Source organism: Chryseobacterium sp. HNCC26DJ240 (assembly GCF_057180485.1).
Genome location: NZ_JBXUGK010000008.1, coordinates 170083 through 182908, shown reverse-complemented (window position 1 = coordinate 182908; position 12826 = coordinate 170083). Strand labels below are relative to the sequence as shown.

The 12826-nt window shown below is 36.3% G+C and carries 11 protein-coding genes and 1 riboswitch; of the genes, 2 read left to right on the top strand and 9 right to left on the bottom strand.

Annotated elements, in window-relative coordinates; genetic code table 11:
* Positions 1-33 precede the first annotated feature (33 nt).
* Positions 34-146, bottom strand: a riboswitch (SAM riboswitch).
* Between the two features lie 185 nt (positions 147-331).
* Both AC2A1G_RS16995 and AC2A1G_RS16990 read left to right on the top strand, forming a co-directional pair.
* Positions 332-2938 carry an MGH1-like glycoside hydrolase domain-containing protein gene (locus AC2A1G_RS16995; RefSeq protein ID WP_484048082.1) on the top strand — a complete coding sequence of 869 codons (2607 nt, stop codon included), beginning with the start codon at positions 332-334 and terminating at the stop codon, positions 2936-2938.
* A gap of 173 nt (positions 2939-3111) precedes the next feature.
* Entirely contained in the window at positions 3112-4800 is a 1689-nt protein-coding gene (locus tag AC2A1G_RS16990) for a T9SS type A sorting domain-containing protein (protein ID WP_484048081.1), read from the top strand.
* Between the two features lie 73 nt (positions 4801-4873).
* Here the strand turns inward: AC2A1G_RS16990 and AC2A1G_RS16985 are convergent, their stop codons facing one another.
* The 9 genes from AC2A1G_RS16985 to AC2A1G_RS16945 form a co-directional block, all read right to left on the bottom strand.
* Positions 4874-5299 carry an OsmC family protein gene (locus AC2A1G_RS16985; RefSeq protein ID WP_484048080.1) on the bottom strand — a complete coding sequence of 142 codons (426 nt, stop codon included), beginning with the start codon at positions 5297-5299 and terminating at the stop codon, positions 4874-4876.
* Positions 5300-5348: 49 nt separating this feature from the next.
* Positions 5349-5918 carry a YdcF family protein gene (locus tag AC2A1G_RS16980; protein WP_484048079.1) on the bottom strand — a complete coding sequence of 190 codons (570 nt, stop codon included), beginning with the start codon at positions 5916-5918 and terminating at the stop codon, positions 5349-5351.
* A gap of 27 nt (positions 5919-5945) precedes the next feature.
* On the bottom strand, positions 5946-6446 hold the full coding sequence (locus AC2A1G_RS16975; RefSeq protein WP_484048078.1) for a YegJ family protein: 501 nt from the start codon (positions 6444-6446) through the stop codon (positions 5946-5948).
* 11 nt (positions 6447-6457) lie between these two features.
* Positions 6458-7780, bottom strand: a complete 1323-nt coding sequence (locus AC2A1G_RS16970; protein WP_484048077.1) for a DUF58 domain-containing protein — start codon at positions 7778-7780, stop codon at positions 6458-6460.
* A gap of 4 nt (positions 7781-7784) precedes the next feature.
* Positions 7785-8816, bottom strand: coding sequence for an AAA family ATPase (locus tag AC2A1G_RS16965; RefSeq protein ID WP_484048076.1), 1032 nt, complete (start codon positions 8814-8816; stop codon positions 7785-7787).
* Between the two features lie 64 nt (positions 8817-8880).
* On the bottom strand, positions 8881-10038 hold the full coding sequence (locus AC2A1G_RS16960; protein ID WP_484048075.1) for a DUF4350 domain-containing protein: 1158 nt from the start codon (positions 10036-10038) through the stop codon (positions 8881-8883).
* Between the two features lie 17 nt (positions 10039-10055).
* Positions 10056-10877, bottom strand: coding sequence for a DUF4129 domain-containing protein (locus AC2A1G_RS16955; RefSeq protein ID WP_484048074.1), 822 nt, complete (start codon positions 10875-10877; stop codon positions 10056-10058).
* Positions 10870-11832, bottom strand: a complete 963-nt coding sequence (locus AC2A1G_RS16950; RefSeq protein ID WP_484048073.1) for a DUF4013 domain-containing protein — start codon at positions 11830-11832, stop codon at positions 10870-10872. Before AC2A1G_RS16950 ends, AC2A1G_RS16955 begins: the two co-directional genes overlap by 8 nt.
* Positions 11816-12799, bottom strand: coding sequence for a stage II sporulation protein M (locus AC2A1G_RS16945; RefSeq protein ID WP_484048072.1), 984 nt, complete (start codon positions 12797-12799; stop codon positions 11816-11818). Before AC2A1G_RS16945 ends, AC2A1G_RS16950 begins: the two co-directional genes overlap by 17 nt.
* Positions 12800-12826 lie beyond the last annotated feature (27 nt).

Genomic DNA, 12826 nt, shown 5'->3' with positions numbered 1-12826 from the left:
ATGCCATGAGAAATGGCTGAAAAGAACTTCAGTAAGTTATCTGTCCAAAAAATAAAAACTTTTGGTAGAACGTAGCACCTTCTTCGCTTGCGCAAAGGGTTGCTAAGGTTTCACAGGGTCTATCCCTCAACCTTTCTTGATAACATTTTCAATATGTGAATGATCGAACGGTGCAAAGATATAGTTTTTCTTTTAATTTTTAAAATAAATTAATTTAACATTGAAAAATGCCTTTAATAAAGCATTTGTAAGTTCTGTTAAGAATAATTCAGATAGTAAAAATTGGTTTTCTGTCAATAAAAAATTAAATTCGTAAAGAAAAAGGAGCTTTATGAGTGTAGAAAAAGAAAGACTGAACAGCCACGATTGGCAAAACTGGGGGCCATACGTAAGCAACAGGCAATGGGGAAATGTGCGTGAAGATTACAGCCCAAATGGTAACGCATGGAATTCTACAAACCACGATATCGCTGAGAGCTACACTTACCGCTGGGGCGAAGAAGGCATTGCCGGAATCTCCGATCACAAGCAACTTCTTTGTTTTGCTCTGTCTTTCTGGAACGGGAAGGACAAAATGGTAAAAGAACGGTTTTTCGGGCTCAGCAATCCGCAGGGGAATCATGGTGAAGACGTGAAAGAACTTTTTTACTACCTTGACAACACGCCTACTCACAGCTACATGAAGATGCTGTACAAATATCCCATCAATGAATTTCCTTACGATGATATTCTGAATGAAAACGCAAGCCGCAGCAAAAGAGAACGTGAATATGAGATCATAGACACCGGAATTTTTGATAATGACGAATATTTTGATATTTTTATTGAATACTGTAAGGCAGATAAAAACGATATTTTAGTCAGAGTGACTGTACATAACAGAAGTACTGTTGATGCACCTCTTACTGTACTGCCTACGCTTTGGTTCAGAAACAACTGGAAATGGGGTTACAACGAATATAAAGGACAACTCAACTCATATTCAAACAATCACATTAACATCCACCACGACAGTATTGGAATTAAAAAACTATATACTAAATCTTTAGGCGAAACACTTTTCTGCGAAAACGAAACCAACAGACCCAAAATCTACGGTTGCCCTGAAAAGGAAAACACCTTTTACAAAGACGGAATTAATCATTATATTACCAAAAAGGAAGCAACAGTTAATCCTGAAAAACGCGGATCAAAGGGTGCAATCTCAATTAACAAGATGATAAAAGCAGGTGATTCTGAAGTTTTTGAGTTTAATCTTTCTTCGGAAGAGACAGACAGCCCGTTTGAAAATTTTGATCAGATTTTTGCACAGAGAATAAGTGAAGCTGATGAATTTTACAAAAACATTCAGGAAGAAATTTTAAATGAAGATGAAAGAAATGTTCAGAGACAGGCTTTTGCAGGTCTTCTCTGGAACAAACAGTTCTATCACTATAACGTTGGAAAGTGGCTAAAAGGAGATCCGAATTTTGAAGCACCCAGAAACTTTAATGATTATGTAAGAAATGTAGAATGGGATCATCTTCACAACAAAGATATTATCTCAATGCCCGACAAATGGGAGTATCCCTGGTATGCGACGTGGGATCTGGCATTCCACTGTGTCCCGTTTGCCATAATTGACGCCGATTTTGCAAAAAACCAGTTGCTTCTTCTGACCAAAGAATGGTACATGCATCCGAACGGACAGATGCCTGCCTATGAATGGAATCTGAGTGATGTGAATCCGCCTGTACATGCGTGGTCGTGCTTCAGGGTTTTTAAAATTGATGAAAAGCACAATGGGAAACCCGATCTTCTGTTTTTGGAAAAAGTGTTCCAGAAGCTGCTTCTTAATTTCACCTGGTGGGTAAACAGAAAAGATAAAAACGGTAAAAATATTTTTGGCGGAGGGTTTTTAGGCCTTGATAACATCGGTGCTTTTGACCGGAATATGGAACTCCGAGACGGCGAACATCTTGAGCAGGCTGATGGTACAAGCTGGATGGCGATGTATGCACTCAACATGATGAGAATAGCTATGGAACTGGCTCAGTATTATCAGGTTTATGAGGATATGGCTATTAAATTTTTTGAACATTACCTTTACATCGCCGAGGCAATGGAAAATCTTGGTGAAGGCACAAAAGGATTATGGAACGAGGAAGACGGCTTTTTCTATGACGTATTACAATTACAAAGCGGCGATGCAGTCTCATTAAGATTACGTAGTATTGTAGGACTAATTCCGCTGTTTGCCGTAGAAATTATCGATCATCATTTGCTTGAAAAAATGCCGAATTTCCAGGGAAGAATGGAATGGATTCTGAAAAACAAACCCGAACTTGCCAAATTGGTTTCTCACTGGGATGAGGAAGGTCATGGCCGTAAACATTTGATGAGTATTGTAAGAAGAACAAGGCTGACCAAAGTGTTGAACAGAATGCTAGATGAAAAAGAGTTTCTGAGCGATTACGGAATCCGTGCAATGTCTAAGGTTTATGAGGAAAATCCATTTATCTTTTCTGTTCACGGCACCGAAAATGTGGTATATTACACTCCTGCTGAGAGCGACAGCCGGATGTTTGGAGGAAACAGCAACTGGAGAGGTCCGATTTGGTTTCCAATCAACTTTCTGATTGTAGAAAGTCTTCAGCGTTTCCATTTTTACTATGGAAACAGTTTAAAAGTGGAATTCCCGACAGGCAGTGGCGAAAAGAAAAACCTGGATGAAGTGGCACAAAATATCAGCCACAGACTTTGCTCAATATTCCTGAAAGATGAAAACGGCAGAAGAGCTTTTAACGGCGAATACGATAAATTTAATTTTGATGAAAACTTCAAAGATTATATCACCTTCTTCGAATATTTCCACGGAGATAATGGACGAGGAGTGGGAGCCTCACATCAAACAGGATGGACTGCAACGGTGGCTAAGCTTTTAAAACCCAGATTATAAATTAACGAGGCGTCTCACATGAGGCGCCTTTTTTAGTTTAACAATTAACAGAAAAGATTATCTGTAGTAACATGTTAGAAATTATAATAAATTCACAATTATTCTTCTGTTACATAGGTAAATTTGCAACACTTTGCGTACATTAGCTAAATAAAATCATCAAATAATAATTTATGAAAATTAAACTACTGTCTGTAACAGGCTTTCTTTTGGCGAGCCTTTTTATCAACACATTTAACGCTCAGGAATATCAGTCAATCGCCTTGACGGGTTTTAATGCAGATGTCATTGCAAATGGAGCAGGTTCTTCGGCAACTTCTACCAACAACGATGTCGATGGTGTGAACTTTGCCTTTGTATCAAGAGATTTTAAACTTACAGCCACTGATCCGGCGATAGGCTTTGGTCTTCCAATCAATGGGATCATCAATTCGGCGGTGGGATCTACACCCGGACTAAATTATGTACTGGGATCTTACAGCTCAAATAATTCTTTAAGACTTCAAAATTCCAATGACTCAGGAACGCTTAGTTTTACAACTCCTACTCCGGCAATAAGTTTATACATGCTGGCAACCGGCGGCAGCGGTGATGCAACAGTAGACGCAGTGATAAACTTTGCTGATGGAACGAATCAAACGTTTACAGCTTTAGCGATTTCAGATTGGTATTATGGTTCAAACTATGCCATCAAAGGAATTGGCAGGGTAAATATCACTAATGATAATCTTGAAAGCGGCTATGGTGACGATCCGAGATTATACCAAATTCCGCTTGCCATTAATGCTGCCAACCAATCCAAAAATATTGTGAGCGTTACCATTACAAAAACAGGCACTGGTGGCATCCCAAACATTTTTGCTTTCTCAGCAAATGTTTACACTTCTTGCCCCGCACCTACGAACATCACTTACACCTCAGCCATGCAGGGAGCAACGGTAAACTGGACGGCTCCTGCGACAGCTCCTTCTTCAGGTTATGATTATTATTACAGCACATCAGCTACTGCACCAACTGCTACAACTACTCCATCCGGTTCTGTGGCGGCGGGAGCAACTTCTGTAACCTTAAGCGGACTTCCGACTGGGCAGAATTATTATTTTTGGGTTCGCTCGAACTGCGGTTCTGTAAAAGGATTCTGGAAGCTGATAGAGATTGCTGCCGGAGAAATTACAGCAACATATACTGCCGGAGATATTAATACTGAATTTTCAGACTATCCTGGGCCTGGTAACACATCAACATCAACTTGCCCTGCTTCTTTAACAATCAACATTCCGGTGGGATACAAAGTTGCTTCTACGAAAGTATCTTATAGCATGACAGCACAAGCCTTTGCATACATGTCTGAACAACGAAGCCTTCTAGCCTGTACCACCAACAACACTGTAGAATCAAGTGTTTCTGAAGGCTCTGGCAGTCTTGAAGGCACGTATTCTTACGAAAGATCTGGCTTAAACATTGCCAATGATCTTACAGGAACCGTAAATTTTCAAATGCACGCGTGGAGAATGTGGGGAGACCAAAGCCTTGGATGTGATACTTCATATAATAAAGTAGACAACAATACCTGGAAGGTTACGCTTACTTTACAGCCAACAACATTATTATCTACCGCAGAAAATGCACCGGTGGCGAAAGAAATTTCTGCTTACCCTAATCCGTTTCATGATATATTAAACATTAAAAATTACGAAAACATCAGAAAAATAACGATCACAGATTTCTCTGGAATTAATTTAAAAACAATTGAAAAGCCATCAGCTACAATTCAGTTATCTGATTTAAAAGCCGGCGTTTATATTCTTACTTCAATTATGAATGACGGCTCTGTAAAGAGCATGAAAATTATCAAAAGATAGATTTTCATATAAAAGATAAAATCCGTTCTGCACAACAGAACGGATTTTTTTATGTGATTGCCTTCAGACTTTCTTAAACGATTACCTTTTCACCATTTACAAAAACCTCATAGCCGATTTCTACATTCGGTTCTAATGTTTTGGAAACTGAGCAGTATTTTTCAAAAGATAATTCTGAAGCTTTCAGTGCTTTTTTAGGGTCAATATTCCCTTCCAGGAAGAATTTTACAATCATTGATTTGAAAGGTTTTGCATCATCTACAGGAATTCTTTCTCCTTCTACCTCTGCTTTAAAATCGGTAATTTCCTGTCTTTGTTTTTTTAGAATTGAAACCACGTCAATTCCGCTGCATCCTGCAACAGCCATCATCACGCTTTCCATTGGAGAAACGCCTTTTGCGCCAGGCTGTGAAGTGTTATCTAAAAGAATTGAATTCCCCTGACTGTTGGTGCATTCAAATAAAAAATCGTCGTTGATTCGATTAAGTGTTATTTTCATGAGTAATGAGTAATGAGTGTAAAATTACAAAATCAATTCGAAATCTTTGCTAATATAACGTTTCAGTGTAAAAAGCTAAAAATTCTCTTAAAACAGAATAAAAATCTCGTAGCTCGAAATAATTTGGGCTGGAACTTTCAATATTTTTAAAATTACGATTTCTAAACAATTGCTTTGTTCTGGTCTGATGAAAATATTGCGATACAGATATTGCACTTTTCATTTTTAAACTGTCCATTATTCTGATGGAGTTTTCAATCGTTTTTTCGGTATCATTTCCATAATTATCAACAATTATTTTATCTGAAGGAATATTTTTAGATTCTAAATATTCTTTCATTTTATCACCTTCCCAGAAACCTTCTTTGCCAAAGCCACCGCTGACAATTATTTTGTTGACAAGCTTTGCTAAATATAATTCTAAGCTTTTATCAAGTCTTGCTTTAAGTCTTTCTGAAGGAATTCCATCGGTATTTATTTTATTTCCAAGGACAATGGCTACATCAGCATTTTGATTTTTATCTCTCAAACCATCGTAGCTAATCAACACAGAATGAATAAGAAACCACAAAATGAGAACGGCAATAATTCTTTTAAACTGTTTGAAAGCCTTTTTCATCTTTAATAGTAATCAATGAATATGAAATTATTCGTAAATCAAACCGCCAGCATCCATCTGTTTTTTCTCTTCATCGGTTAAAGATTTTCGTAAAACTTTAACGGTGTAAGCTCCTTTTACAATATTTTTATCGTGATACATCCAATCTGACAGATTATCAATATTCACATCAACTGTATCACCCAGTTTAACGCCAACTTGTTCGTAAGGCTCATTTTGAATTACACCGGAATATTTACCATTTTTAAAAGTAATATCACCAATCCAGATATGTTCACCATTGTTATCCGGCAAATCAAATTTTTGTTTGATTGTAAAATTTGAATAATTCGGATTTTTGCTTAAAAGTGCTGTATGAAAGTCTTTTCCAAAAGTTTTTTTAGCATTTTCGATAGCGATATTCATCTCGTCATCTTCAGATTTCACGAGAACTACAGGTGGTTCACCTTCTCTTTCAATTCGCTCTTTCTTCTCCTGACAACCCACTGTACTAAAAGCAATTACAGCAATAATAAATATTTTTTTCATATTATTTAATTTTATAAAATTCCTCTTGCTTTTATTTCAAGATACTTGTTGATGACTTCGATATTAAGATTTTCTGGAAGAGTGTAGACAGAGAAAATACCGTATTTTCTGAGTTCCTGAATGATGAGTTTCTTTTCAAATTCAAATTTTTCTGCGATGATTTGGTCGTAAACTTCCTGTGTATTTTCAGGTTTTTTGTTGATCAGCTGATGAAGTTCGGAGTTTTTAAAGAAAACAACAACCAACAAATGGTTTTTTGCAATTCCGCGGAGATATTTCATCTGCCTGCTGAGTCCGTCTAAAGTTTCAAAATTGGTAAACAGAAGCACCAAACTTCTTTGGTTTAAAGAAAATTTCACATCCTGATACAATCTGTTGAAATCACTTTCAAAAAAGTCGGTTTTTACGTTGTATAAAGCTTCAGAAATTTTTCTCAACTGACCCGATTTATTATCTGCAGCAATTTTATTTTCACCTTTTTTAGAGAAAGTCATCATTCCGGCTCTATCACCTTTTTTAAGAATGATATGCGACAAAGCCATGGATGCATTGATGGAATAGTCTAAAAGACTCAATCCTTTGAAAGGCATTTTCATGGTTCTGCCTTTATCGATGATCATAAAAATACGCTGTGCTTTTTCATCCTGAAACTGGTTTACCATCAGTCGGTTTGCTTTGGAAGTCGCTTTCCAGTTGACGGTCCGGATGTCGTCACCGGGAACATATTCTTTGATCTGCTCAAATTCCATCGTGTGACCCAGTTTGCGGATTTTTTTTATTCCACCTAAAAGAAATTCATTCTGCAAAGCCATCAATTCATACTTTCTCAAATGAATGAAGGAAGGATAAGCCGCCAACATCGCATCTTTCTGAAATCTGAATCTTTTTGCCACAAAACCTAACGGTGAAGAGGCGTAAACATTCAATGCTCCAAAACTGTACTCACCTCTTTCTTTTGGTTCTAAAATATACTGGAAGAATGAATTTTTACCGCTTTCAATCTGCTTTTTAATCAGAAAATCTCTCTTCTGAAACTGAAACGGAATTTCATCAATCACATTAATATTTACTTTAAAACTGTAATTGTTTCTGATATCAATTTTCACAGGATTTTCGTCTCCGTTCGACAGTTTTTCTGGTAAAATTCTTTGTGCAGAAATACCTTCTTTCCGATTAAAAACAAACAGAGATTCTACCATTGCCGCCAAAAACAACAACAGGAGAAAAACATGAGCTATCATCATCATCCACGGGAAAAAAAATGCAAAAACATAAATGATTCCCACCACGATGAGCGCAAGAAAAAAACGGGTATGGAGATACAGGTTTTTCATTCAATTATCTAGGAATTTCGATTCCTTCTAAAATCTGTCTGATGATTTCGTCTGCGGTAAGACCTTCCATTTCTCTTTCTGGAGAAACGATAACACGGTGTCTCAAAACAGCATAACTCCCTTCTTTGATGTCTTCAGGTGTTACAAAATCTCTTCCCCGCAAAGCTGCAAAAGCTTTAGAAGCTGTTAAAAGTGCCAAACTTGCTCTCGGCGAAGCTCCTAAATACAGAAATTGATTTTCTCTCGTGTTTAAAGTAATTTTAGCGATATATTCTATCAACTGAGATTCAACCACAATTTCTTTTACTAAATTCTGATAAGTTTTCAGCTGACTTGCTGTAATTACTTTATTGATACCTTCAGTTTTATCTTCAACACGGCTTTCGTGCTGGTTTTTGATAATGGCAATTTCCTGCTCAAGATTAGGATAGCCAACATTGATTTTAAATAAAAATCTATCCAGCTGAGCTTCCGGAAGACGGTAGGTTCCTTCATGCTCAATCGGGTTTTGTGTAGCGATGACGATGAAAGGTTCGTCCATTTGGTATCGAATTCCATCCATCGTAATCTGTCTTTCTTCCATTACCTCAAACAAAGCCGATTGCGTTTTTGCCGGCGATCTGTTGATTTCATCAATCAAAACAAAACTTGAAAAGATCGGTCCTTTTTTAAATTCAAATTCAGAATTTTTCACGCTGAAAATTGATGTTCCCAAAATATCCGAAGGCATTAAATCTGGTGTAAACTGTATTCTGCTGAAATCTACATCAATGGTTTTTGCCAAAAGTTTCGCCGTGACTGTTTTTGCAACACCCGGAACCCCTTCAATTAAAACGTGCCCGTTTGACAGTAATGCAGCAAGCAAATGCTCAATCATATCTTCCTGACCGACAATCACCTTTGCTATTTCTGATTTTACTTTCTGAAGACTGTTTTTGAGATCTATCATATCGATTCGCAGCTCGAAATTGCTTTCTTCTTTCTGCAGATTAATACTCGGTTGTTCTATATTTTGATTTTCAATGTTTTCTTCCATTGTTTTTATTTTTTAATTGTTTTAAATCATTTCTTAAGATTTTATCCAAGATTTAATTTTGTAATTATTTTAATATCTCATCCAGCAATTCATTCATTCTCACCAAATCTTCTTTCATCACAGATGCGTACGGATCCTGAGATTTTTTGATTAAAACGACTGCTTCATTTATTTTTTCTTCGCTCCTTGCTGTTTTTAACTGTAGTTTTTTAGCAAAATCATCATCCAGATTCTGGGTATCAATCAAAAGATCCACCCTAACTTTATGAAGAAAATACTGCGCTTTTTTGGCCATCATTTCATGGAAATCGCCTTCCTGCATGTACAAATTCCCGATACTTTTCACAAAATCGACTGAAGAATTTTTTAACGGATCGATAACAGGTACAATTCTCTGTTTTCTTTTAGCATTAAAAAAGATAAACAAAACCATTCCCGCTAGCAAAAGCCACCATGCGTATTTCAAAGCCGGATGACTGAAAATAAACCGCATAAAAGACTGCGACTTTTCGCTTTTTTTATCTGAAAACCAGAGCGTTTCCCTGTCTGGAAGGTAAGATAACACATCCTGTGCATATTGCGTATTTCTCTTTTGAAGAAGATAATAGTTTGTAAGAAAAAGAGGTTCTGAATGAACGTAAAAATGGCCTTTCCCGAACTTCGCTTTTATAAAACCAGCCTGGTCATCAGCATCTTCAGAAATGATTTTCCCTAAAATTTCTACTTCCGGTTGAATGTACGTAAACCCACGTCCTCCGGGAAATTTTTCAATTTTCACAAAGCTGTTTGAAAACTTCTTGTCTGTGAGTTTCAGTACACAATTTTCAGAATAAGAAAAATTCGAGGTGTAAAAACCGATGCTGTCTGAAATACTCTTCGGAATGTATTGATTAATAATCATCGCATCCGAACCTTTAGCAACCTCGTCCATTATTTTTTCCCAGGATTCTACATCCAAATCAGTTTCTAAAACGAATATATTATGCGGCTTTTTGCTTGTACTTTCATAATAATCGTAAGGATTTTCTGATATTTTTCTGAGTTTATCTTTAAATAAAAATTTTGCCTCATGATCAAAAACATACAGACCAAAAGGAGATTTTTTTGAAGTCTCAAAATTTTTGCGCCAGTCTGTAACTTCCGTTTTATTGAGTTCAAGCAACGCTATAATCGCCACAACGATGGCAAAAAGTACAGCATATATTTTGAAGGTCTTGTTCATTTTTTTTGAATTCTGATTTACGGTTTGAATGACTGAAACTGCTCTTTAAATTTAAGGTAAGAATTGTGATCTACGCCAAACTCTCCGTACCAGATATAATCAAAAATCAAAGTCAGGTCTGAGAATTTATTTCTCAAATTTTCGTCTTTAATTTCGTAGCTGTAATCTTTATTTGTTTTTTCGGGATTCCAGGAAATTACTTTTTTATCACTGAGTTTCTTTAGTATCAAAAGGAACTGATAGCGCACTGCCAGACGATATTCTGCAGAGTTTTCGAACTTTGCGATGGTATCTGAAAAATTAATCTCATGAATATTTTCATGCAGATCTTCATCTTTAATCTCAATATTTGAATTTTTCTTACCGAAGAAACCGAGGTTTTTTCCGATTAGAAATTTGATCAAAAAGTAGATGATAAATCCTGCTAAAATGATGACAAATATCCTCAACAGAATTTTACCCAAACTGAATGATGAATTTAGCTGAGTACCGAAAAGACTATTCAGGAGACGGTCAATTTTGCGCATCAGTCTGTCCCAAAACGACTCACGGGGTTTTATCGTTTCATAATTGAATTCCTCATCTTTATATCGGGACGGAATATTTTCTTTAAATTTTCTGCTGTAAACCGTATTTTCAGTTTGTGGTTTTTCTTTTAGCAAAGAGTCTGAAGCCACCATTCCGTCAAAAGGATTATGCTCTGCCACAGCTTCTACCACATACTCATCATCATCTTCTGCGAGGTACAACGAATCCTCTTCAATGTACAGCGAATCTTCGTACTGTGCAAAAGCAAGAACTGAGAAAAAAAAACTGAAAAAAATTAAAAACTTACGCATTCAGACCGATTGTATCTATTTCTTCCATTTCCAGTTTCTGGTGCAGATCTCTTCGGCTGTCAAAATACAGTAATCCCGAATTTACATAGAGAATATTCATCAGCAAAGAAGATATTATAACTGAAATTCCGTAAACGATTATAATTACAGCACCAAAACCTCCTCCAAAAGGATCTTGCTCAAAGTTTTTATCTGAAGTAGTAACGGCAAGTCTCATCATCAAAATAATCAAAGGAATAGCTGTAATAACAGAGGTGATTACATAATACAAAACAAAAAGAATGATAGTGGAGCCCCAATATTTCCAGTACGGTGTTTTTTCTCTTCCGTTTGAATAAGAAAACTGTGATCTGATAGCGTAACTTAGACTTTCAAAAAAACCACGGTCGGTGTAAATAAAATCGTAAACCAAAAACGTTACAGCATTGAAAAGTGTGGGAACCACCAGAAGTATTACCGGAATTCCAATCAAAATCAAAACCATCGCGTAAGAAATTGCAAAAAGCACAAATGCCGCAGGAATCACCAGAAGTATTAAACCAAAATACAGCTGAATCAGCTTTTTGGAATTGGTTTTCAGGTCAGAAATGATATCTTCAACGCTCACCTGCTTTTGTCCATTGGCAATTCGTCTGACATAAAATACAGGATACAGAAAATTGAGCATCATTAAAAAAGAATAAATCAACATGATGATAATTCCCGTGATGATCGTCAGCCCGAGATTATCTTCAAAATATCTTTCGAAAAAATAACTTTGCCCTTCTAAGTTTCCGTTGAAAAACTGCCCTAAGAATTCTCTAAAACCAAAATACATTACCAAAACTAAAAGAATCAGCACCATCCCGTTGATGAGAATAAAATTTTTAAAATAATTCTTCCCGTTGGATTTGAAGAATGCAAAACTGTCGGTAATAAACGTTCCGAAGTCGCGCTTTTTATAAAATGTGATCATCCGTAAAGTGTTTTTGCTGTTTTGCTACATAATTAGGATAAATAATATAGTAGCCACCGATTAAAAAAAGTGAACCTAGAATAATGATAAAATTGATTATTAAAGGCATATTTAAAGCATGTCTCGTCACGTAACCTTCGATAATTCCGGCACAGATGGTGAACGGAACGGTACTTAAAAATATTTTAAAAGAATCTTTAAAGCCTTTCTTCAGAGAATTAAACCTCGACAATGTTTTTGGAAAAAGGATTGATGCTCCTAAAATCAAACCACACATCGCTTCGATGACCATTGAGAAAATCTCGAAAGTTCCGTGAAGCCAGATTCCTTTTGCACTGTCTGCCAATGCACCATAATCATAGAAAAAATGCTGGAACGAGCCCAACATTACACAATTTGAAAGATAAACAAACAAAGTTCCAATGCCAGCAAACAATCCGAAAAGGTATAATTTTGCACCAACCTCAAGGTTATTCATTACAATACCAATAGTACTTCCCCATGTAGAACCGCTTTGGTAAACACCTACCGCATTTTTGTTCTTGATATTTTCAACGGTCATATTCACGTAATCATCGCCCAAAATCATATTGACAAATTCTTTATCATAAATTGCCGAAATCAATCCTATACCCGTAAATAAAAGAAAAAAAGCAAAAGCGTAGCCCAAATATCTTCTGTACTGGTACACAAGCAACGGAACTTCAGTCGCAAAAAAGTAGAAAAGCCGGTTCCGCTCTACCCTTTTCGTCTTATAAATTTTTTGATAGATTTGTGAAGAAAGATGATTGAGGTAAACCACCGTATTGCTTTTAGGGTAGTAAGTCTGGGCAAAAGAAAGATCGTTGATCAGGTTGATGTACAGAGATGAAAGATCATCAGGATTTTTTTTCAATTTACCCTGAATAACCTCCTCTATTCCCAACCATTTTTCTTTATTTTGTTTGATGAAATAAACTTCTCTCATAATTGTAAAGCTAAAATAATAAAAATT